The sequence below is a fragment of the Paenibacillus sp. A3 genome (assembly GCF_001399685.1).
GTDB lineage: Bacteria > Bacillota > Bacilli > Paenibacillales > NBRC-103111 > Paenibacillus_G.
The window spans coordinates 1-21,617 of record NZ_JTHN01000148.1 but is presented as its reverse complement, the minus strand read 5'-3'; the positions used below and the strand labels follow the sequence as shown (position 1 = coordinate 21,617).

General features: G+C 55.3%; 18 protein-coding genes and 1 pseudogene. 12 read left to right on the top strand and 7 right to left on the bottom strand.

Annotated features, from left to right (window positions below):
* The first annotated feature begins 5 nt into the window (after positions 1 to 5).
* Both QJ48_RS22435 and QJ48_RS22430 read left to right on the top strand, forming a co-directional pair.
* Positions 6 to 1,049, top strand: a complete 1,044-nt coding sequence (locus QJ48_RS22435; protein WP_054975720.1) for a LacI family DNA-binding transcriptional regulator — start codon at positions 6 to 8, stop codon at positions 1,047 to 1,049.
* 12 nt (positions 1,050 to 1,061) lie between these two features.
* Entirely contained in the window at positions 1,062 to 2,423 is a 1,362-nt protein-coding gene (locus QJ48_RS22430; protein ID WP_054975719.1) for an MATE family efflux transporter, read from the top strand.
* A 130-nt stretch (positions 2,424 to 2,553) separates the two neighbouring features.
* On the opposite strand, the gene QJ48_RS22425 is transcribed toward QJ48_RS22430, so the two are convergent.
* A complete protein-coding gene (locus QJ48_RS22425) occupies positions 2,554 to 2,925 on the bottom strand; it encodes a helix-turn-helix domain-containing protein (RefSeq protein ID WP_054975718.1) in 372 nt (123 codons plus the stop codon).
* 183 nt (positions 2,926 to 3,108) lie between these two features.
* On the opposite strand from QJ48_RS22425, the gene QJ48_RS22420 reads away from it, so the two are divergent.
* Positions 3,109 to 4,095, top strand: coding sequence for an asparaginase (locus tag QJ48_RS22420; RefSeq protein ID WP_054975717.1), 987 nt, complete (start codon positions 3,109 to 3,111; stop codon positions 4,093 to 4,095).
* Positions 4,096 to 4,247: 152 nt separating this feature from the next.
* Here QJ48_RS22420 and QJ48_RS22415 read toward each other — a convergent pair.
* Together QJ48_RS22415 and QJ48_RS22410 are read right to left on the bottom strand one after the other, a co-directional pair.
* Positions 4,248 to 4,859 (bottom strand): annotated as a pseudogene (locus QJ48_RS22415) (MFS transporter); the annotation flags it as partial.
* Positions 4,860 to 5,102: 243 nt separating this feature from the next.
* Positions 5,103 to 5,903 (bottom strand): ABC transporter ATP-binding protein, encoded by an 801-nt coding sequence (locus QJ48_RS22410; RefSeq protein ID WP_054975716.1) that lies wholly within the window; start codon positions 5,901 to 5,903, stop codon positions 5,103 to 5,105.
* A 226-nt stretch (positions 5,904 to 6,129) separates the two neighbouring features.
* Between QJ48_RS22410 and QJ48_RS22405 the strand changes: the two genes are divergently transcribed.
* The 4 genes from QJ48_RS22405 to QJ48_RS22395 all read left to right on the top strand — a co-directional run bounded on the left by QJ48_RS22405 (position 6,130) and on the right by QJ48_RS22395 (position 10,129).
* Entirely contained in the window at positions 6,130 to 7,353 is a 1,224-nt protein-coding gene (locus QJ48_RS22405) for a helix-turn-helix transcriptional regulator (protein WP_054975715.1), read from the top strand.
* On the top strand, positions 7,353 to 7,481 hold the full coding sequence (locus QJ48_RS39255; protein ID WP_258959291.1) for a hypothetical protein: 129 nt from the start codon (positions 7,353 to 7,355) through the stop codon (positions 7,479 to 7,481). Before QJ48_RS22405 ends, QJ48_RS39255 begins: the two co-directional genes overlap by 1 nt.
* Positions 7,482 to 7,637: 156 nt before the next feature.
* Positions 7,638 to 8,873 (top strand): aminopeptidase, encoded by a 1,236-nt coding sequence (locus QJ48_RS22400; RefSeq protein ID WP_054975714.1) that lies wholly within the window; start codon positions 7,638 to 7,640, stop codon positions 8,871 to 8,873.
* A 266-nt stretch (positions 8,874 to 9,139) separates the two neighbouring features.
* Positions 9,140 to 10,129: an aldo/keto reductase family protein gene (locus tag QJ48_RS22395; protein WP_054975713.1), complete on the top strand. Its 990-nt coding sequence runs from the start codon at positions 9,140 to 9,142 to the stop codon at positions 10,127 to 10,129.
* Positions 10,130 to 10,137: 8 nt separating this feature from the next.
* On the opposite strand, the gene QJ48_RS22390 is transcribed toward QJ48_RS22395, so the two are convergent.
* On the bottom strand, positions 10,138 to 11,037 hold the full coding sequence (locus tag QJ48_RS22390) for a LysR substrate-binding domain-containing protein (protein ID WP_054975727.1): 900 nt from the start codon (positions 11,035 to 11,037) through the stop codon (positions 10,138 to 10,140).
* A 169-nt stretch (positions 11,038 to 11,206) separates the two neighbouring features.
* A complete protein-coding gene (locus tag QJ48_RS22385) occupies positions 11,207 to 12,118 on the bottom strand; it encodes a LysR family transcriptional regulator (protein WP_054975712.1) in 912 nt (303 codons plus the stop codon).
* A 125-nt stretch (positions 12,119 to 12,243) separates the two neighbouring features.
* Between QJ48_RS22385 and dat the strand changes: the two genes are divergently transcribed.
* From dat to QJ48_RS22365, 4 genes are read left to right on the top strand one after another with little or no spacing between them, the layout of a single operon-like run.
* A complete protein-coding gene (dat, locus tag QJ48_RS22380; RefSeq protein WP_054975711.1) occupies positions 12,244 to 13,083 on the top strand; it encodes a D-amino-acid transaminase in 840 nt (279 codons plus the stop codon).
* A 44-nt stretch (positions 13,084 to 13,127) separates the two neighbouring features.
* The gene (locus QJ48_RS22375; RefSeq protein ID WP_054975726.1) at positions 13,128 to 14,054 is read left to right on the top strand and encodes a dipeptidase; all 927 of its coding nucleotides are present in this window, start codon (positions 13,128 to 13,130) and stop codon (positions 14,052 to 14,054) included.
* 30 nt (positions 14,055 to 14,084) lie between these two features.
* A complete protein-coding gene (locus QJ48_RS22370) occupies positions 14,085 to 15,413 on the top strand; it encodes a serine hydrolase (RefSeq protein WP_054975710.1) in 1,329 nt (442 codons plus the stop codon).
* Between the two features lie 14 nt (positions 15,414 to 15,427).
* The gene (locus tag QJ48_RS22365; protein WP_054975709.1) at positions 15,428 to 16,510 is read left to right on the top strand and encodes a P1 family peptidase; all 1,083 of its coding nucleotides are present in this window, start codon (positions 15,428 to 15,430) and stop codon (positions 16,508 to 16,510) included.
* A gap of 6 nt (positions 16,511 to 16,516) precedes the next feature.
* On the opposite strand, the gene QJ48_RS22360 is transcribed toward QJ48_RS22365, so the two are convergent.
* Both QJ48_RS22360 and QJ48_RS22355 read right to left on the bottom strand, forming a co-directional pair.
* Entirely contained in the window at positions 16,517 to 17,707 is a 1,191-nt protein-coding gene (locus QJ48_RS22360) for an FAD-dependent monooxygenase (protein WP_054975708.1), read from the bottom strand.
* 166 nt (positions 17,708 to 17,873) lie between these two features.
* A complete protein-coding gene (locus QJ48_RS22355) occupies positions 17,874 to 19,547 on the bottom strand; it encodes a peptide ABC transporter substrate-binding protein (protein WP_054975707.1) in 1,674 nt (557 codons plus the stop codon).
* Positions 19,548 to 20,265: 718 nt separating this feature from the next.
* On the opposite strand from QJ48_RS22355, the gene QJ48_RS22350 reads away from it, so the two are divergent.
* Positions 20,266 to 21,617: sigma-70 family RNA polymerase sigma factor (locus QJ48_RS22350; protein ID WP_054975706.1), on the top strand; the 1,352-nt coding region annotated here is incomplete at its 3' end.

Here is a 21,617-nt window from a genome sequence, read left to right as displayed (position 1 = left end):
AACGTATGGGTGTGAAAATCAAGGATGTGGCACGTGTGGCAGGCGTTTCGGTCACGAGCGTGTCCAGAGTTTTGAACAAGGGCGAGCATGTGAGCGAAAAGCTTGAAAAGAAAGTGCGTCAAGCGATCGAGCAGCTCAATTATTCGCCCAGTTTGATCGCCAAGAGTCTGAAACGGAATAAAACCAATCTGATCGGAGTCATTATCCCCGATATTACGTCCAATTTCCAGGCGACGATTCTGAGCAACATCGAGGAGACCTTGGGGCGCAGAGGCTACAACCTGCTTGTTTCCAACATTGTCGAAGATACGGACAAGGTCGTCAAATATTTGAATGTGTTTCAGGAGATGCGTGTGGACGGCATTGTGCTCATGCATGAAAAGCTGAACGATCATATCCGGCTTTTTTTGCAAAAAAATCAAATTCCGCTTGTGGTCCATGCCGAATTGGGGATGAATCTGCCGACGGTGATGATTGACGATTTCAAGGCCGCTTACGATGCCACCGCTTATCTTATCCGCAAGGGTCATCGGCGTATCGCGATGATTGCGGGAGACATGCGGGACTTATGCGCGGGAAGAAAGCGTTACGAAGGCTACCTCGCCGCTTGCAAGGACTACGGCATTCCAGTAGCCGAATCGATCATCCGATTCGGCGATTACAAGCTGGCCAGCGGCTACCGGTTAATGAACGAGCTTCTGGCCGAAGCCGGCGGTTCGTTTACGTCCGTATTTGCGGCGAGCGACGATATGGCGGTTGGCGCCATCAACTGCATTGCAGATCATCAATTGCGTGTGCCCGATGATATATCTGTCATAGGCTTCGACGGGAACCAAATGTCCGATGTGATCCGGCCAAGGCTCACGACCATCCAACAGCCGATGGACAAAATAGGACAAGCGACCGTTGAACTGCTTATGGAGCTTATCGAGCAAAACGATCACGCACAGCGTTCGCGCCCGGCAAGGACGATCGTGCTGGAGCACGAACTGGTGGAGAAAGCCAGCTGCCGCGACATTCATGAACGAGGTGGCTTCTTGAAGAGCTAGAAGGCGGATGGTATGGAAAAACAGCAAGATAAACAGTTCACCTTATTTCGGTTAATGGGTCCCATTTTTATAGAGCAGCTGCTTCAAACCCTTATATTGAATATAGACACCCTGATGCTCAGCAACTATTCGGATCAAGCGGTGGCCGCCGTGGGCGTGGCCGCTCATGTGTTAACCGTGGCCCAATTGATGTTCGGATTTGTTACCGTAGGGCTCAGCGTGCTGATTTCGCAATTGCTCGGCGCGGGAAAAGAACGGGAAGCCGCGAGAATGGCTTCGATTGCGATGGGGATGAACCTTGTACTGGGTCTCGTCGTCAGTCTGGCTTTGTTTATTCTGGCCAAGCCGTTATTGGGCTTGATGAAGCTGCCGCCGGAGCTGATGGAGGACGGATATACATTTTTGTCGACGGTGGGGATGCTATCTTTCACCGTAGCGATCATTAGTACGGCAGACGCGGTTTTGCGGATGCACGGTTTTCTGAAGCCGATGCTTCTACTGTCTTTCTCCGTCATTATGATCAATATTGCCGGGAACTTTTTGTTCTTATACGGCCCTTTCGGTATTCCGGTTTTGGGTGTAGAAGGAGTTGCCCTGGCGACCAACGCCAGCCGGTTATTTGGAGTAGGCCTTGCGCTATTTCTGCTGATCAAGTATTTGCCGTATCCTCTTTCCTGGAAAGACATGTTTCGGCTGCCGGTCAACGAAGTCAAGGAAATGACCAGAATTGGCATTCCATCGGCGGGGGAAAACATTTCTTATAACGCTTCGCAAATTTTTATTACGTATTTTGTTACGATGCTGGGCACTTCGGCGCTGACGACCAAAATATATACCCAGAACATAACCACATTCGTCTTTTTAGTTTCGATCTCGATCGGGCAAGCGACGTCGATGATGATCGGCCGCTTGATTGGAGCAGGTCAACATGATACCGCTTATCGCATGTGCTATCGGAACTTGCGTATCGGATGGGCGATTAATTTTGGCATAGGCTGCTTGCTCGTCATTTGTTCCCGCCCGCTGCTCGGCCTGTTTACGAACGATCCGGAAGTGATCCGTCTCGGGCAAACCCTGATGCTGCTATCGCTGCTGCTAGAAGCGGGGCGCGCATGCAATGTGATTGTCATCGGAGCGCTGAATGCCGCCGGAGATGTTAAATTTCCGGTGGTCATGGGCCTCATTTCGATGTGGGGCCTTAGCATTCCGTTGGCTTATCTTTTTGGGATCGTATGGAATTTGGGCATCCCCGGAATATGGCTTGCTTTTATTGTCGACGAGTTTCTGCGCGGCGCGAGCATGCTGCTGCGCTGGCGTTCCCGAAAATGGCAGCATATCCGGTTCGCGATGGTTAGCGGATCGGCAAAGATGTAATGGAGCTGCGTGCTTCAACACATCAAGCTTAGTCGTATTTATTCCCTGGGGGGAACGGCTAAGCTTTTTTTGTGCTATAAATCTTATTAAGGCGACGACTTTCTTACGGGGAGAACATCGATCGTTCGCGTCAATCGTTCGTGTCGAGCTTGCGCTTCGTGCGGATAAACGCGATGCATTGCTTGATTTCTTCCTCGTTTAGCGGCGCTCCGTCCAGAATCAACTCCACATCGAACCGCGTGCGCGCCTCGGTCAATTTCAGCTTATCGTGCAGCTCGACCTTCCACGCTTTCGGATAAAACGCCGGATTATCGATCCGGCCGAGCAAGTAGTCCACGGATGTTTCCAGCAGATCGGCGAGCTTCTTTAACGTTTCCAGCGGCGGTTCCCGATACCCCGATTCGTAACCTGCGTAGGTGCTTTTTGCAATGCCGAGCCGATCGGCTGTATATTGTAACGACCATTTTTTGCTTTTTCTCAGTCGCGATAATCGTGTCAGCATGGAAAATACCCCCTCATACCCATTCATTATAACATGTTCTGTTCGCGTAACGCATAAGAATATTGTTGTTTTTCGCAAGTCTATTCACTATAATAAGAATATGGTCGCGTTACGCGTACTTTTTCGGATGGATTGTGCTCAGGGCGGTATAGTCCAATCAGATGAAAGGGTGCTTGGATAGATATGAAAAAAATACTTCTGTTATCGACCGGCGGGACCATTGCTTCCGTCCCGGGCGAAAACGGGCTGGCTCCTAAAATGAGTGCGGAAGAGCTCCTGCATTATTTGCCGGAACAGAACCGGTCCTATCAGGTAGAAACCAAAATTATCATGACGATCGACAGCACGAACATGCAGCCCGAATATTGGATCACGATTGCCAAGGCCGTCTACGAGCATTACGATCAGTACGACGGTTTTGTCATTACCCACGGGACCGATACGATGGCGTACACCTCCGCTGCGCTTTCGTACATGCTGCAGAATCTGGCGAAGCCAGTCGTCATCACCGGCTCCCAAGTGCCGATTGTGTACAAAAGAACCGATGCGAAAAAAAATATTATCGATTCGATCCGTTTTGCCTGCGAGCCCGTGGGCGGGGTCTATGTTGTGTTTGACGGCCGCGTCATCATCGGTACAAGAGCGGTGAAGATGAGAACGAAAAGCTACGATGCGTTTGAAAGCATTAATCATCCTTATATCGCTTATATCGAGGAAAGCATTACGTATCATCATCCGGTGCGGACAGTGCGGAACAAGGAGCCGCGCCTGGATTGTTCGCTTTGCCCCGACGTTTTTTTGTTAAAGCTGCTTCCGGGCACGAAACCGGAGCTCTTTGATTGCCTGAAGGGGCTGTATCAAGGCGTCATAATCGAAACGTTCGGGAGCGGAGGATTGCCGTTCCAAGAAAGAAATCTGATTCCGAAAATCAACGAGCTGATCGAGGCGGGGATCGCAGTCGTTCTCACGACGCAATGTCTGGAAGAAGGGGGAGACCTGGGCCTGTATGAAGTCGGGCGGAAGGTGAACCAAGACCTGATTATTAATTCCAGAGATATGAACACGGAAGCGATTGTTCCTAAACTCATGTGGGCGCTGGGGAAAACAACCGACATCGTCGAGGTTAAGAAAATTATGGAAACCGTGGTTGCCGGTGATACGACGCCCTGACCCGAATCGAGCTGCGATAACATAAAAGTCTGCCATCTTCATCACGTAGGAGATTGGCAGGCTTTTATCGTTTTTAACGTTGAACACACGGAAAGGGCAGTCCTCCATGAATAGAGAACTGCCACGAAAGGATACTGCCCGGTTCGTCCGCTTTACTTCGACAGCACGGCCTTCGACGAGGCGGTTCTGCCCAGCGAAAACGACAGCCACGCGAAGAAAAGGCCAAGCAGCACGGTCGCTCCGCCGACCCAGCCGAGAGGGGCGGCCGTATAACGGTCCACGATCAGTCCGCCTACGCCTGCTCCGACAGCCAGCCCGAACTGAAAGACGGAAGTATTGACGCTCAAGGCAATTTCGGACGAATGCGGCGACAAGGTGATCAGGTAATACTGCTGGGCAGGCACCATCGTCTGCACGGCGCCGATCCACACCATGGTCGCCAGCATCGCACCGACAATAAGCTGTGCCGCGAAAGGAAAGGCGATTAGAATCGCAGCATGCAGAAGCAGGCTCACGTACAGCGTGGGCCGAATTCCCCATTTATCGGTAGCGAATCCCCCTATGCGCGATCCCGCGGCACTGGCGAGCCCTGCCAGCAACAGCGTCGTGCTGACAAGCGCCGTGGTCATTCCCGCTGCGGATTGCAGGAGAGGCGTAATGTACGTATAGACGGTCGAGTATCCCGTCACGAACAGGAACGAGATCAGCAGCGCCGTAACGACCCGGCTGTTCTTGAGGGCGGCCAATTGGGTCCGCAGCGGGACGGGTTCTTGCTTCGGCCGATGCGGGGGTTTCGGCTACTCTTATACCTTGATGATGCTCACGGCGCCGTTCGAGCAAAAGATGATGATCGGGGAACCGCCAATCGCCGAAACGGCGGAGTCTTCTTCAAACTAACGAGGCGCGGCAGGAACGCTTCATCTGATGAACAAAAAAAGCTTGGCCGTTTTCCTTTGCAGGTAAAGCAGCTAAGCTTTTTGGGTGGATCTCCTAAGCCACTACGCAATCTACGCAAGCGGGTTCCCACCGTGGGCCGCCCGTACGTATACGCGCTGACGGTGTTTTTCGACCTCGACAGGGGCCTCGAAAAAATCCGTCAAAATGTCCGCCTCCAGGATGCTTTCGGTGGGACCGCTGCGGACTACCTCGCCTCTGCGCAGCAGCAGCGTATGGCTGAAGGCCGGAACGATTTCTTCCGTATGGTGGGTGACGTAAATCAGCGTCGGCGACTGCTCCTGGCAGCTCAGCTCCTGGATGCTGTCCAGCAGCTTCTCGCGCGAGAACAGATCCAGCCCGTTGCAGGGCTCGTCCAGAATCAGCAGGTGCGGTTCGGCCATCAACGCCCGGGCGATCAGCACCTTCTGCTTCTCTCCCTGCGAGCAGGTCCGGAATTCCCGGTCCCACAGATGCGTGCAGCCCAGCGTGCGCATCAGCGCCTGCGCCCGGTCCAGATCTTCATCGGACAGCCGCTCGTATAAGCCGATGGTCGCGTATTTGCCGCTGATGACCACATACTGGGTTTTGTCAGTGGCGTACAGCTTCTCCTGCAGCGAGGAACTGACCCAGCCGATGGAGCGGCGCAGCTCGCGCAAATCGACTTCCCCGAACCGGTGACCGAGCACGGACACCGACCCTGTCGTCGGCCAGAGATAGCCGTTAATCATGTTCAGCAGCGTTGTTTTTCCCGATCCGTTCAAGCCCAGCAGCGCCCAATGCTCTTTGGGACGCACGGTCCAGCTGACATTGTGCAGCAAATAGTTCTGGCCGTTTTTCCAAGATACATCCTGAATGTCGATGACGTGTTCCATAGACTGACCTCTTTCCTTTGTTCGCAATTGTCTATTTCCTCATCATAAAACAAGGACGAAGCTGTGTCGATGCGAAAAGTGCTCATCCCGAAGAGCAATTTTTGCTACATTTTAATTTTTTGTGTGATAGCGGTTACAAACCAGTAATATACATAAAAAGTAGGTTATTTACACTTCCCTTTGACCGATGTACTATTATGGATATAGGCAGGGAGGAGAATTTTATATGGTAACGACCATTCAAAGTATGAGAACGGTAGTGGAGAATGAGTTGCAACTCCACGGGTACACGCCTTCGCAATTCAGCGAACTTGCAGGAATCCGTATTGAGCAGCTGGATTACCCCCGGTCCGTCACCATAGACCAGCTCGACAAGATAGCATCCGTGTTGGGGCACAGCCCCGGTTGGCTTTACGAATTGTACTTGGGCCAATGTTTCTTGAACGATAAGCTAACCTGTTCGAAGCAATTTTCCTTAGCGGAGAGCCTGTTTGAGCAAGGAAAGAAAAAAGAGGCTATTCCGCTTTACCGCCAAATTGTCGATAAAGGAAACACAGAGGACCCGCAGTATGTCATGAGTCAGTTCCGGTTGTTTCAATCGCTCATCGGAACCGGGGTGGAAGAAAACAGAGAAGCCGTGTTTCGTTTTGAAACCCATTACAAACATCTGCCGGAGGATGTCCGGCTGGACGCTCTTTTGCAGATGGCCAACGTTTATTACACCTTCGAGCGGTGGGACAAAGTCGGACAGTACGCCGATGAACTCAGAGAGCTGGCAACTGCGATCTACGAAAAGCTGATACATAACGAACTGTATAAACCGCTGCAAACGGAACGGCATTTAGTCGTGTACTACGGTCAAGGCTGTCTGATGAAAGGGGTGGCGCTAACCAAACTGGAACAATATGAAGAGGCCAAGCGCTGCGTGCAGGAGTATTCCGATCTTTCATGGTTCCAAGGTCTTGACGAGGTCGGTAAAAAGGAGGTTGAGAAATTCCGGATATGGGGTAAAGGAAACGGGCTCATCCTCGAATTGAATACGGGGAACCTCAAAGTACTGCCCGAATTATCCGCCTATCTGGACGAATATCCGAATCAAATCCTTCCCAGTTTATCGGTCGTCATGAAAGCCGCAAACCGGTACCATTTTTCCGTTGACGCGGTCCTGGCCAAATTCGAAAAGAGAATCCCGACCGTCGGGACGATCTGCGATCACATCAATGGCACGCAGCTGTTCCACTTTTGGTATGAGAAGGTCATTTACAGCTTCAAAAGAGGAGGGAAGCACCAAGCGTTAAACGAATTGATTCACGCCTTGGGTCTAGCCCAAAAATTGCGTTATTATTCGGGGTTCGAGAAATGCGTTTCTTTGTTCTGGAAGTATGTTGACCATGCGACAGAACAGCAGAAGAAGGAATATGAGAAAATTTTGGAGGGAGTGTCCGCTTGATGAAAAAAATGATGGTGCTTCTGACTTTGGGGTTCATTTTCTTGAACGGCCTGTCCGTATCGTATCAACCGCCGGCAAACGAGCCGGTAAAAATGCATTACTTCCACGATAACGGTGTAGGAGGCTAACTAACATCGGATCTCAAGGAGTCCCGGCCGGTTCATGGAACAGGTCAGGGGCTCTTTTGGTTTGACCGGATCCGAGTCTGGGAGTACGCTTGGTTCGTCTTCCGACTTCTAGTATAATGGTACGGGTAACCAATCGATAGGACAGGAGACAGGGACATGGAAGCTTTTGACCGAAGTCTGGAAAAATACGCGGAGCTTGTCGTCCGGGTCGGAGCGAACGTTCAGCCCGGACAAGTGCTTCACATCGAATCGCCGCTGGAAGCTGCGCCGTTCACCCGTAAAGTCGTGCAAAAGGCATACGAAGCGGGAGCGAAATACGTGCAGGTTCAATGGGATGACGAGGAAGTGACGAGAAACCGTTTCTTATATGCGCCCGACGAGTCGTTCGACTACTACCCGCAGTGGATGCCGCCGATGATGGAGCAGCTGGCGGAGAACGGCGGGGCATTGATCAACATCAAAGTGCCTGATCCGGAATTGTACAAGGGCATCGATTCGGACAAAGTGACGCGGGCGACCAAAGCGGCGGCTGTGGCGAGAGAAAAATTCCAAAGCTACGTGCGCAACAAAAAGTTCAGTTGGTGTCTCGTGAAAGCGCCGACGCGCGCCTGGGCGGCCAAGGTGTTCCCCGAGCTTCCGGAGGAAGAGCGTGTCCGGGTGATGTGGGATACGATCTTCAAAATGAACCGGGTCGACGCGGACGATCCCGTGGCGGCTTGGAAGGAGCACATCGGCCGGTTGAAGCAGGTCAAGGAGAAGCTCAACGAGAAAAAGTACAAAAAGCTGCATTACCGGGCTCCGGGTACCGACTTGTCGGTCGAGCTGCCGGAAGGGCATATTTGGCACGGCGGCGGGACGACGGACGATCAGGGCGTATACTTCGTAGCCAACATGCCGACGGAGGAAGTGTACACGATGCCGCTGCGGACCGGCGTGAACGGAACGGTGACGAGCACGAAGCCGTTAAACTTGAACGGCCGGCTGGTCGACAAGTTTTCACTCACGTTCGAAGGCGGCAAAGTGGTCAGCTATACGGCCGAGGTCGGGCTTGAATATTTGGATGCCCTGCTGAAGACGGACGAAGGAGCGAAATATTTGGGGGAAGTGGCGCTCGTGCCGCACGATTCTCCGATTTCGAACCTGAACCGCGTGTTTTACAATACCGGTATTGACGAGAACGCGTCCTGCCACTTCGCGGTCGGCAGCGCCTATCCGTTTACGATCGAGAACGGAACGAAGATGACCAAGGAGGAGCTGCTGGCCAAGGGCGCGAACGTCAGCCTGACGCACGTCGACTTTATGGTCGGCTCGGCGGAGCTGGATATTGACGGCGAGCTGCCGGACGGCACCCGCGAGCCGTTGTTCCGTCAAGGCAACTGGGCGATCGGGTAATCCCCGCCATAAGCAGCGGAAGACGGCCAGGGAGGACGAACAAGGGAACGAATGAGTTCCATTGTACCGGTGTTCCGTAACCGTTCCTCCGGCGGGCAAACGCAAGGGCTTGCACATAAAAGAACGTCCGACTTAGCAAAGTCGGGCGTTCTTTTTATTTCTCGCAATAAATATGAATTTTGAATTAATACCTATAAAAAAGAATATTTTACCTATTAATTTTGGTTGATTATAATCGGATTGTAACCTGAGAGGAGGTAGATAAGATGAACTATCGAAGATTGGGCGCGAGCGGCTTGTCTATAAGCGAGATTGCTTTTGGAAACTGGATTACCCACGGCGCTCAAGTGGACAACGACACAGCCTATGCTTGTGTCCGAGCCGCGTTGGATGCAGGAATTACTACCTTTGACACAGCGGATGTTTACTCGGATACGAAAGCGGAAACGGTGCTGAGCCAAGCTTTGAGAGGAGTGCGCCGCGAAAGCGTCGAGCTGTGCACCAAGGTTTTCCATCCGACAGGAACCGGACAGAACGACAGAGGGCTTTCCCGCAAGCATATTATGGAAGCCTGCCATGCTTCGTTGAACAGATTGCAGACGGATTATATCGATGTCTATTATGCGCACCGTTTTGATGAGAGGACGCCGCTTGAAGAAACCTTTTTGGCTTTTTCGGATCTGGTTCGGCAAGGAAAAGTGCTATATATCGGGATAAGCGAGTGGACGGCGGGACAAATTGCGGAGGGGGCGGCATTGGCACGGGAATTGAAGGTTCCGCTGATCGCGAGTCAACCCCAATATTCGATGTTATGGCGCGTTATCGAAGCGGAAGTCGTCCCGGCCTGCGAGCGGGAAGGAATCGGACAGGTGGTCTGGTCGCCGCTTGCACAAGGAATTCTTTCCGGGAAATATATGCCGGATAAGCCGATTCCCCAAGGCTCCCGTGCTTCGACGCCGGCTGGGGCTTCCTTTTTCGAGCGATTGGCAGGGCAGTGGATGCGTACCGAAGTGCTGCAGGCTGTCTCCAGGCTCTCTTCCCTGGCGCACGAAGCCGGGTTGACGCTGCCGCAGCTTGCCATAGCATGGGTGCTGCAAAATCCGCAGGTGTCAGCCGCCATTATCGGGGCATCCAAGCCGGAGCAAGTACAAGAGAACGTCAAGGCTGCAGGGCTTCGTCTTGATCCTGAAACGATGAGGCAAATCGACCATATCTTAGAAGGACTGGTTGAGCGCGATCCAGGAAAAACCGGTTGATTGGCAGTTTATCCGCGAGCCATAGCCGCCGAACATACGGCCTCCATGGTCTCGAGAAAGGCTGACAAGACAGCCTTATCCGTATCGGTTCTCCAAGCGGCATAGAGAGGAACCGGCGGTGCGCTTTCCTTAAAGGGCCGGAATACGACGCCGCTGCGCCGAAATTCGGCAACGGAAGAAGGCACGATGGAAACGCCCAAGTTCGCGGCAACCAAGTTTACAATGGTGTACATCTGAATAGCTTCCTGTACGACATTCGGATAAACGCCATGTTGGGAGCAAAATTCCATGATCAGGCGATGAAAATCGGCTCCCAGATGACGCGGAAACAAGACGAACGGTTCACATTCCAACGAGCTGACGGACAGAAGCGGCTGCCTGGCTAACGGATGCTGTTCGGGCAGTACGGCAAAGAGCGATTCTATTGCGAATGTACGATAAGCCAGATGCTTCGCCGGTTCAATGGCACGGAGAAAGCCGACATGAACGCTTCCGTCAAGTAAGGCCTGCTCTTGCTGGGCGGAAGTCATCTCGCGCAAAGTAAGCTGTATTTGCGGGAAATGTTCCCGAAAACCTTTTAGAATATCGATCATTAAACCGCCCGCGGCCGAGTCCACGAACGCAATAACCAAATGGCCGCTTATGCCTCGACCCGCAAGCTGCGTCGTCTTAATAGACCGCTCCAATTGAGATAAAATCGTTTTGGCTTCTTCTAAAAAAACGGCTCCCGCCGGCGTAAGACGAACCTGTCTTTTGCTGCGTTCCAGCAATTTCACGCCAAGATCCTTTTCCAGCGCTTGAATTTGCTGGCTGAGGGGAGGCTGTGTCATGTTCAATTTTTCCGCGGCACGATTGAAATGAAGCTCTTCCGCCACTGCAATAAAGTAGCGCAATTTCCGTATATCCATTCTTTTGCTTCCTTCGCACAAATGATTGTTTCTCCTGATAAGTATACATTAGAATCGCCCGCGCCGGAGCCATGGTTTCCGGCGTTTTTTCGCACGCCTTTCGGAACGCCCGCGGGGAGAAGGCTTAGAATAACGCGCGGAAGCTCTGCCAAGCTTGCCACATTCGTTCTTATCCCTGATCCGGCCAATGGCCGGTCTGCGCATGGTGCTGGCATAAGAAGCCGATAAACTGCTCCATGATCTGGTTCAGCGACATGTCCTTCAAATAAATCAGCTCGAAGTTGCGGTTCAGCTGCGGCAGTCCGGCGACTTCCACCTCGCGGAGCTTGTCCCTCTCCAGATCGTGGAGGATCGAGAAGCGGGGCAGAAACGCGATGCCCAGCCTTTGCTTGACCATCCGCTTGACCACCTCGATGTTATCCGCCTCCATGACCACGTGCCGGTCCAGCCGATAGTGGCTGAACGCCCCGTTAATCAGTGTCCAGTCGAGCGACCCGCGATTGAATAAAATGAGCCGTTCCTTGGCGACATCCTCGATCGTCACCTGCTTGCGGTCGTGAAACGGATGGCCCGGATAGACCGCCAGCAGCATATCGTCCTTCAGGATCGGAATGCGCCGGATCTGCGGATGATTGACGGCGCGGGCGATCCCGAAGGATACCTCATGATTCAACACCATATCGAGCACCTGATGCGAATGCCCGGTTAAAAGCGTCAGCTTCACCTTCGGGTAAAGCGTCTGGAATTGCTCCACGAGCTGGGGCAGCAGGTAAAAGGCCGCCCCGAAAACGGAAGCGACGGACAGCTCGCCTTCCAATTTTCCGTGAATCCGCTGGATCGCCTGCTGCCCGTCCTGAAGCGATTGCAGCATGCTTTTGGCATAGGGAAGGAAGCTTTCGCCTTCCTCCGTCAAGGCGATGGCATGGCCCGTTCGTTGAAACAGCCTGCAGTTCAAGTCGGCTTCGAGCGCTTTGATCCTCTGGCTTACCGTAGGCTGGGACAAATACAGCAGGTTGGCCGCTTTGCTGAAGCTACCGATCAGAGCCACCATGACAAAACATTCAACATGATCCGTATTCATAAAACGCCCCCTATGCTCGTATTATATTTTCTTATACCCTTCATGTCATTATCCTATTGGACCGGCCTGCGGAAATCGATTAGTTTGTTAATAACATGGAGATTTAACCAGGGAGGGGCTGCATCATGGCTCTGGCTTATTTCAACGGGAGCTTTATCCAGTCGGACGAACCGGCCGTTCCGATCGACGAGCGGGGACATCAATTCGGGGATGGCGTATATGAGGTGATCCGGGTCTACAAGGGGCGGCCTTTTATGCTCGACGAGCATTTGGACCGGTTGTTCAAGAGCGCTGCGGCGATCCGTCTGGAGATCGGGGACGACGGCGAGTCGTTGAAGCGGATTATCGGCGAATTGACGCAAAAAAGCGGGCTGTCGAATCTCGATCTGTATGTGCAGGCGACCCGCGGCATCGCCCCCCGCAATCATTTGTTCCCGGCCTGCCCGGCGTCCGTCTCGATGACGGCGAAGCCGTTTCGGGAAATACCGGCCGAGGCAAGGGCTTCCGGCATCAGCGTCATGCTTCATCCGGACGAGCGGTGGCTGAACTGCTGGATCAAGTCGCTCAACCTGCTGCCCAACATTTTAGCCAAGCAAGCCGCGTCTGAACGCGGATGCCTTGAAGCGGTTTTCGTACGGGACGGGTATGTGACGGAAGGAACAAGCTCCAACGTATACATGGTCAAAGACGGAGCGATCCGGACGGCGCCGCTGTCCAATCAGATTTTGGCGGGCATGACGAGAATGGCGGTGCAGCGGATCGCGCACGAGCTGCGCATCCCGTTCGTCGAACAATCGTTTACGCCGGAGGAGCTGCGGCAGGCGGACGAAGCGTTCATCACCAGTACGACGACGGAAGTGATGCCGGTCGTTCGTTTCGAGGACGGAAGCCTGATCCGGGACGGTAAGCCCGGACCGGTCGCGCGGGCGCTGTACGAACGGTTCCGCACAATGACGGGACAATGACGGGGCAGGACTAGGAAAGGCTGGGTCAAGAAATGGGGAAAAACATGGAAATCATCGACTTTCATTGCGACGTGCTGTATAAGCTCTGGAAAAGCGGCGGGGAGCTGTCGTACGGCAGTTCGGAGGAGCTGGCAACGAACAAGGCAAGGCTGCAGCAGGGCGGTGTGAAGGTCCAGTGCTTTGCGGTCTTCGTTCCGCCTCAACTCAAGGCAGAGCAGAAATTTCAAGCGGCGCTGGATCAGATCCATTATTTCTACGACGAGGTGCTCGGGAAGCATCCGGAAATGAAGCCGATTCGAGACTGGGCCGATTTTGACGCGCTCGAACCGGGGCAGATCGGAGCCATGCTGACGCTGGAAGGCGTCGATCCCATCGGCAACGACCTGCGCCAGCTGAACATTTTATATCAGCTCGGCGTGCGTGCGGTCGGCTTGACCTGGAACTACGCCAACCTCGCTGCCGATGGCGTGCTGGAGCCGCGCGGCGCCGGACTTACCACGTTCGGCCGGGATATTGTGTACTTCAATAACGAGCACCGGCTGCTGACCGATGTCGCTCATCTGTGCGAGCGGGCGTTCTGGGATGTGGTTGAGCTGGCGGAGTATCCGATGGCGAGCCACGCCAACGCGCGGGCGATTTGCGATCACCCGCGCAATTTAACGGACGAACAGGCCAAGGCACTGTTTGCCAAGGGTGGGACAGTCCACGTCATTTATTGCCCTGCCTTTGTGAAGCGGGAAAGGCATGTAACGATCGCCGATTTGATAAAGCATATCGATCATTTGTGCGCGCTCGGCGGCGTTCGGCATATCGGGCTCGGTTCGGATTTTGACGGCATTTCCGAGTTTGTCGCAGGCTTGGAGCACGCGGGCAAAAGCCAGAACTTGATCAACGAGCTGCTAAAATATTATAAAGAAGAAGAAGTGCGCGGATTTGCCGCCGGGAACTTTTTGCGCAACCGTCCGAAGTAAGCGGACCGCGCAGTCTAGGGAGGTGCTGTCATGATCGGCAACTGGTCCGGATTCGAAGCCTATGTGAAGGCGATGATGGAGAAAGAAGCGATCCCCGGGTCGGCCGTGGCCGTCTCGCTGCGAGGGGAGACCAGCTATCAACAGGGATTCGGCGTTAGAAATATGGAAACGGGTGAGCCGGTTACCCCGGATACGGTGTTTGGCATCGCGTCGGTTACCAAGTCGTTCACGGCGTTAGCCATCATACAGCTCGCGGAGGAAGGGAAGCTTTCGTTGGACGATCCCGTCACGAAGCACCTTCCCGAGTTCAAGCTGCGCACTTCCGGCGGGATACGGAGTGACGGTATTCAAGTGCGGCACCTGCTTTCCCACACGGCGGGCGTCCCGCCCATGCGCCGCCGGGAGGAGCTTCGGCGGTTCGCCGAGCACCTCGACTATTTGGCGAACGAAGAGATCGAGCTTTTGGGAGCGCCGGGGGACTATTTCAGCTACTGCAACGACACGTTCCTGCTGCTCGGGGCGATCATCGAACGGCGCACGGGCCGCCCGTTCCGAACGGTGATCGCCGAGCGGATTCTGGAGCCGCTGCAAATGCGGCGGTCTACGTTCAGCTTGGACGAGCTGGCCGCTTGGGATAATGTCTCCGTGCCGTATGTGAAGCGCGGCGGTACACAGGCGCTGGACGAGGTGCCGTGGCCCAGGCTGGGGAACTATGAAGCGGGCGGCGGCATCCGGTCGACGGTGCGCGATCTGCTGAAATACGGGCAAATGTACGTGAACGAAGCCGAGCCTTCGAACGACCGCCCCTTGGCGAGGAGCGAAAGCTTAACGCAGATGCGGGAGCCGATTCACCGGATCGGCAGAAATGTGTTCTACGGCTGCGCGCTGCGGATCACCCCCGATTATTCCGGTGTTACGCTTGTCGAGCACGGAGGCGGTCAGCCCGGGGTATCGTCGTATTTTGGCTTCGTGCCCGAACGCGGGCTTGTGGCCGTCGTCTTGACGAACGTGGCGAACGTGCCCGCAAACGAGCTGTGGCTGGCGGCCGTCAACACGGCGCTCGGCTTCCCCTTGGAGCAAAAGAGCAGCGTGGAGCCGACGTACGAGGCCTCTCCGGAGGAACTGCGGCGTCTGGCCGGCGCTTACCGGTCCGCCGAGGGCAGCAGCGTCGACATTGTCCTCGACGGGAACTCGCCCGTCGCTGAAATTGACGGCAAAGCCTTCACGCTGCGGGCCAGCGACGACCGCACGCTTGTCATCGCAGACAGCGGCTATCCGATCCGCTTCTTCTTCAAGGACGATCCGCAGGCTTGGGCCGCCTTCTATGGCTCCCGCATGCTAAGGCGCGTAAACGAATAGAGGGAGAATAGTTTATGAGCAGAAAGCGATTGCGCGATTATGGATTTACCGTCGGAAAGCTGCCGACCGGACAGTTTAACAGCATCACGGATGTCCCCGGAGTATCCGTAGGGCATGTGACGTTACATGAGGACCGCCCCGACGCTTGCGTGCGGACGGGGGTCACGGCGATTTTGCCGCATCAGGGTGATTGGTTTCGCGAAAAAACGGTTGCTGCGGCGCATGTGATCAACGGCTTCGGCAAAACGGCCGGTCTGGTTCAAGTGGACGAGCTTGGCGTCATCGAATCGCCGATTATGCTGACGAATACGTTCGGCGTGCCGGCGGTGACCGAAGGCGCGCTTCGTTACATGCTGGCGCAGGATAATGGAATCGGAGACCGCGACGGCTCGCTGAACGTCGTCACGGGGGAGTGCAACGACTCGCTGCTGAACGACATGAGAGGGCTTCACGTTCGTCCGGAGCATGCGATTGAAGCGATCGGGCAGGGATGGGCAGCCACGGACCGCCGCGTCTCGGAAGGAGCGGTCGGAGCCGGAACCGGGATGGTCTGCTTCGGCTATAAGGGAGGAATCGGGACATCGTCCAGACAGGTGGAAGTGGATGGGGCGATTTACCACTTCGGCGTGCTGGTGCTGACGAACTTCGGCCTGGGAGAAGATTTGACCATACTTGGGAAGCCTGTGGGCGAATTCCTTCGGGCGAAGCCGGAGGAAGCGCGGGACAACGACGGCTCTATCATCATCGTAGTCGGCACCGATTTGCCGATGGACGCCCGCCAATTGAAGCGGATTGCCAAACGGGCGGGCTTCGGCTTGGCGCGCACCGGCTCGATCGCTCATCACGGAAGCGGCGACATCGTGATCGCCTTCAGCAACGGCAACCGCATTCCGCATACGCCGGTTTCCGGTGTGCTGGAGCTCCGCGTCGTTCGCGAAGACGGTCGGCTGATGTCCGAATGCTTCCGGGCCGTCGCGGAGGCGACGGAGGAAGCGATCTACAACTCCTTGTTTATGGCGGAGACGACCTCGGGGCGCGAAGGAAGAACGATTGCTGCTCTGCCGGTTGATGAAGTGCTGACCGTACTGGGACGCTGATCGGGGTCAGGGCTCATACCCGACCAGCCAGTCCAGGCGGCTGATTTGCATCCGGGCGGGAAGCAGGCGAAGCAGCCGGTTCCGGACGGTAATGGCGGCGGGGTGCGCGAGCTGCACCATCCGGCCCATCGCGCGTGACCTGCGGACGACCAGCGCGGTCCGTCCGAACCGCTCCCGCTCATATTGCTGCAGAGCGATGGCGGCATCGGGAGTGCCCGGCGTGCCGCACGCCTGCCGCAAGCAGCGGGCTAGCGCAAGAGCGTCTTCCATCGCCTGCGCCCCGCCTTGCCCGAGGTTGGGCAGCATCGGATGCGCGGCGTCGCCGAGCAAGGTCACGCGCCCCCGGCTCCAGCCGGCGAGCGGCCGGCGGTCGAAAATATCGTGCGAAAGGATGGAGGCCTCATCCGTCGCAGAGATCAGCGCCTCGATCGGTTCCATCCAACCGCGAAATTGGCGCAGCGCGGCCGCCTTCCTCTCGGCGGGCGGGAATTCTTGGCCTTGCGGCGCGTTGATGGCGGCGAACCAGAAGATGTGCCCTTGCCCGATCGCCGAGACGCCGAACCGCTTGCCCGGCCCCCAGGCCTCGAAGCCGCCGCCTTGCTCGAACGGATACCGTTCGTCGTGCCATTGTGCGATGCCCCGCAGCGCGGAATATCCGGCATAACGAAGCGGGGCGCTCTCGCCGAAGAGCTGCAACCGAACGGCGGAGTGAAGGCCGTCGGCGCCGATCAGCACGTCCCCCTCGGCGGTAGTGCCGTCCTCGAAAACGGCCTTGACGCTCCGCTCGTTTTGCTCCCAGCGGCGCAATTTCTTATCCGTACGTATCGTCCCGAGCTCCAGACGGTCGAGCAGCACGGAATGCAGGTTGGCCCGGTGGATCAGGTAGCTCTGCGCCCCGTAGCGCCGGGCTTGCTCTTCTGTCGGAAGCGACACCAGCAGCCGTCCGTCCGATGTATAAATCTCCGCTTGCCGCACAGGGGCTCCGAGGCGGCTTACCTGCTCGTCCGCTCCAAGCTGCCGCAGCGCTTTCATGGCATTGGCGGCGAGCACGATGCCGGCGCCGATTCCTGACAGGGAGTGGGTCCTCTCGTAGACCGAGACGTCCCACCCTGTGGTTTGCAGCGCAATGGCTGCGGACAATCCGCCGATACCGGCGCCGATAATGACCGCTCTTGGGCGGGATGAAGCCGATGCCATGCGGGACTCTCCTTTCGGGCAGCTAACGCTGCTGTTAAGCGATACCCTGATTATAAGGCGCGGCCTCCGTTCTAACAATGGTACCGTCCAGAGTACAATCATAGAAAAAGCCGTCCTCCGTTGACGAATCTACGGGAAGGACGGCTTTCGCCTTTTTAGCTCGAGCTTACTTCACATACGCCCATTTGAGCTCATATTCAAGCGCATACGGCGGGAAGACCACACCTTGCAGCTTCGGGTCTTTGAGCCAGCTCAGGGAGCGGAAGTAGTTCGGGATGAGCGGCATTTCCTCCATCAGTATTTTTTCGCCGTCGACCATTAACTGGGAACGTTTCGCTTTGTCCATCTCGACTTGCGCGCCTTTAATTAACTTGTCGTATTCGGCATTGGACCAACCGGCATCGTTGAATTCGTTGCCGGTCACGAACATTTCGAGGAACGTCATCGGATCGTTGTAATCGGCGCTCCAGCCGGAGAGAGACGCTTCGTATTTGTGGTTGTTCTCGTTGTCCACCCGGAGCTTGTGCGGAACCGGCTCGCCGATGGCGTCGACGCCGAGATTTTGCTTCCACTGGGCGAGGATGAACTCGACGGATTTCGGTCCGACCCCGTTGTCGTCCGCTTGAAGCTTGAACTTCGGCAGCTGCGCCACGCCCAGCTCTTTCAAGCCTTCTTGCAGCAATTGCTTCGCTTTGGCCGGATCGAATTTCGGCCGTAGGTCGCCTGCTTTTTTGCGGAACTCTCCACCATTGCCGTCGCTCGTTCCGTTCGGTACGAAGCCGGTAGCCGGTACGGGGCCTTTGCCTGTAACCGTTTCGATGAATGCTTTGGTATCGATGGCAAGCGCCAGCGCTTGACGGACTTTTTTGTTTTTGAAGGCCGGGACGTTATCCTGGCTCAGCTTAATATACCAGGAAGACAGCTCGGGCTGCAGGACGAATTCCGGCTTTCCTTCCCATTGGTTGATGCTCTCGCGGGTAATGTTTTGCAACTGGGTCGCTCCGGTTTGGAACAGGTTCAGACCGGTGTTTTCGTCTTTGACGATGTTCAGCGTAATTTTTTCCAGTTTGACTTTATCTTTGTCCCAATATTTATCGTTTTTGACTAAGACGAGCTGCTGCTCATGGTCCCATTGGGCCAGCTTGAACGGACCCGGGCCGATGGCAGATTCTGCGTCTCCGCCGTTTTTGTCGCCGTATTTCTCGACGATGTCTTTGCGTTGCGGGAAAAATTGCAGGAAGGATAATTGCTCGGTGAAGAACGGAATCGGGCGTTCCAAGGTGATTTCCACGGTTTTCTCATCCAGCGCCTTGACGCCGAGCGCCTTCTTCGCCGCTTCTAGCTCTTGGGGGGTCTTGGCTTTTTGCACGTCCGCCCCGCCCTTGACCCAAGCTACCATAAACGCATACAACGCCTTGGTCGAAGGGTCCAGCGTACGCTGATACGAGTAGACGAAGTCTTCGGCTTTGACCGGCTGGCCGTCGGAATAGACCAAATTGTCTTTCAGCTGGATCGTGTACGTTTTACCGTCTGCCGAAATTTTCGGCATGTCTTTCGCCAGCCCCGGCTCGGCTTTGCCGTCCTTATTCAGACGGTACAGCCCTTCGCTAACGGCGTTCATGACGGTAAACGCTGCCACCTGCGTCGATTTGGAGACGTCCATCGCCCCCGGTTCCGTCCTGAAGTTAAGGGTGATCTCCTGCTTGGGGGCAGCGCTCTTCTCGCCGCCTTCAGTTCCCGTACCGGGGGGCGTACCGGTGTTGCCGCCAGTACATCCGGCTGCCGTTGCGCCGACAACAGTCAGGATGACCGTTGTAGCCAGCCATTTGCGAATCTTCATAAGCTCGCTCCTTTTTCATTATTTTATATAATCAAGAACGACGATGAATCGTTCTGTGATCCCTTGGCAAAAATTACGCAAGACGCATCGACTGCCGCGTTGGTTATGCAGGTTCTAATGAAGTAGGGAGTAGAGCAGCAGGACTAGCGGCTCGGGGACGGCAGGAGCATGGAGGAAGGCCGGATAGGAAGTGAATGCTCGTCCCAAATTCTAGGTGTGGTAAAAAATTACTGGGATATTTGTAATATTAAGATTGTAAAAATATATTACCAAGCTACCACAATATACCAGTGTTTTCAATACAATTTTAATAAAATGTATTCGTTTTCAAAAAGAAAATTACAGGGGGGTCTGCCAATGAAATAACCATAGGTTAACTCGGTGGAGGGTGGCTACAAAATTATCGGATGGCGTGTGCCAGGAAGGATGAAAGCGTAGGTCAAAAGAACGACGTGCCGAGGAGCGTTCGGAAGAAAGGTTGATAGCGAGAGAGGGAAAATATTATTTTGGGATAAAATGTATAATTTTGGCGAAAGAGCTCGATATTGAGCAAGGCTGCCGGGCAGCGCGAATTGAGCGTATGCTTGGCAACACCCGCAATACATCCGGGCACCCGCCGGAGAAGATTAAGGCCGAGCTGATCGAGTATTTTTTTTCGAACCTCTGAAACCTAAATGCGCTCTCGCCGGTCTAAAGGGTATACACGGGAGGGGAAGACATGAACCGTAGCGACCGGGTCAGAGAAGCCCAAGCGGGAAATCACGCAGCTTTCCTGGCTCTGATCGAGGAACAGCAGGACCGCCTGCGCCGGATTGCTTATTATTACGTGCGGCAGGACATGGACGCGGAGGATGTGGTCCATGAGGCGATCTACAAGGCGCTTGTCGGACTGCCGAAGCTGAAGCAGCCGCAATTTTTCGCCACTTGGCTGACCCGCATCGTCATCAACTGCGCGCTGACGACGCTGGACAAGCGGCTGCGGCTGGTGCCGGACGATAGCCGTGCAGCCGAACGTCAGCCGGCGCTTGAGCCCGATCCCGACGACCGTCTCGACCTGCGTAAGGCGGTCCGGCAGCTTGAGCCGAAGCAGAGACAGGTGATCGAGTTCAAATATTGGCACGATATGTCGATCGAGGAGATTGCCGTGTTGCTCCGCAAGCCGACAGGCACGGTGAAAACCATTTTGCACAGGGGGTTGAAGGAATTGCGCAAACGATACGATAACCCGGACGAACCGGCAGGCTCAAGCCCGTCCCCATCAGCCGGGGCTTCCGAATTATCCGGCGAGGAAGCCTTGCAGCGCAAGCTGGCCGAATTGAAGCTGCGGACGGAGGAGCTCTTCGACATCCCGGAAGCGTACGAGCTTACGATTGCGGATTATCACGAAGACAAGCGCGAAGGTGGACGGGCCATGTTCGTCTGGACCAAAGCGGGCGAAGACCCCGTATGGAGCAAGCCCGGCAAGGAAAGCGGCTTGTCCGTGGAGCTTAACGATCAAGGGGATCTAGTCGAGTATACGATCGATGTGGAGGAGGCGGCCAGCGATTTGCCGGAGCTGTCTGTGGAACAATTGCGGCTCCGAGCGGAGAAGTTTGCGCTCGACCATTATCCGGTGGCGCTGAAGCCGTTTTCCCTGACGCGTATCAAGTCCGCAGACTCCGGAACGCTATTCTTTTATGAGCAAGAGGTTATGGGGCTGCCGCTGCCGATGTCGGGCTTCCGGGTCAAGGTTCATCGCAGCGGCATCGTCAGCGATTTCCGGTATTTCGGCCGGCAGACGAAGCCGAAAGTCCCGGAGTCAATTGTTCCGAAGGAGCGGCTTCTGCGCCAGATTGCGGATACCGCCAGGCTGGACCTGCGGCTGGTCTTCCTACACAACTCGGTCGACGACACGGAAAAGGATGAGCTGAGGCTGGTCTACGAACCGAGGAGCCGCTGGATGCATTTCCGGGCGGATGGGGCGGACGAGGCCCGCGAAGCAGCCGTTGAAGACACGGAATCCGAAGAGCCGGCCGTATGGCTGCCTGTTCCCGAGTTGCCTGCGGTCGAAGCTCCGGCCGTCCGGACGGC

Excerpts from the sequence above, each read along its gene's own strand:
- QJ48_RS22435 (WP_054975720.1), top strand. The coding sequence starts at position 6 with ATGGGTGTGAAAATCAAGGATGTGGCACGTGTGGCAGGCGTTTCGGTC.
- QJ48_RS22430 (WP_054975719.1), top strand. The coding sequence starts at position 1,062 with ATGGAAAAACAGCAAGATAAACAGTTCACCTTATTTCGGTTAATGGGT.
- QJ48_RS22425 (WP_054975718.1), bottom strand. The coding sequence starts at position 2,925 with ATGCTGACACGATTATCGCGACTGAGAAAAAGCAAAAAATGGTCGTTA.
- QJ48_RS22420 (WP_054975717.1), top strand. The coding sequence starts at position 3,109 with ATGAAAAAAATACTTCTGTTATCGACCGGCGGGACCATTGCTTCCGTC.
- QJ48_RS22410 (WP_054975716.1), bottom strand. The coding sequence starts at position 5,903 with ATGGAACACGTCATCGACATTCAGGATGTATCTTGGAAAAACGGCCAG.
- QJ48_RS22405 (WP_054975715.1), top strand. The coding sequence starts at position 6,130 with ATGGTAACGACCATTCAAAGTATGAGAACGGTAGTGGAGAATGAGTTG.
- QJ48_RS39255 (WP_258959291.1), top strand. The coding sequence starts at position 7,353 with ATGAAAAAAATGATGGTGCTTCTGACTTTGGGGTTCATTTTCTTGAAC.
- QJ48_RS22400 (WP_054975714.1), top strand. The coding sequence starts at position 7,638 with ATGGAAGCTTTTGACCGAAGTCTGGAAAAATACGCGGAGCTTGTCGTC.
- QJ48_RS22395 (WP_054975713.1), top strand. The coding sequence starts at position 9,140 with ATGAACTATCGAAGATTGGGCGCGAGCGGCTTGTCTATAAGCGAGATT.
- QJ48_RS22390 (WP_054975727.1), bottom strand. The coding sequence starts at position 11,037 with ATGGATATACGGAAATTGCGCTACTTTATTGCAGTGGCGGAAGAGCTT.
- QJ48_RS22385 (WP_054975712.1), bottom strand. The coding sequence starts at position 12,118 with ATGAATACGGATCATGTTGAATGTTTTGTCATGGTGGCTCTGATCGGT.
- dat (WP_054975711.1), top strand. The coding sequence starts at position 12,244 with ATGGCTCTGGCTTATTTCAACGGGAGCTTTATCCAGTCGGACGAACCG.
- QJ48_RS22375 (WP_054975726.1), top strand. The coding sequence starts at position 13,128 with ATGGAAATCATCGACTTTCATTGCGACGTGCTGTATAAGCTCTGGAAA.
- QJ48_RS22370 (WP_054975710.1), top strand. The coding sequence starts at position 14,085 with ATGATCGGCAACTGGTCCGGATTCGAAGCCTATGTGAAGGCGATGATG.
- QJ48_RS22365 (WP_054975709.1), top strand. The coding sequence starts at position 15,428 with ATGAGCAGAAAGCGATTGCGCGATTATGGATTTACCGTCGGAAAGCTG.
- QJ48_RS22360 (WP_054975708.1), bottom strand. The coding sequence starts at position 17,707 with ATGGCATCGGCTTCATCCCGCCCAAGAGCGGTCATTATCGGCGCCGGT.
- QJ48_RS22355 (WP_054975707.1), bottom strand. The coding sequence starts at position 19,547 with ATGAAGATTCGCAAATGGCTGGCTACAACGGTCATCCTGACTGTTGTC.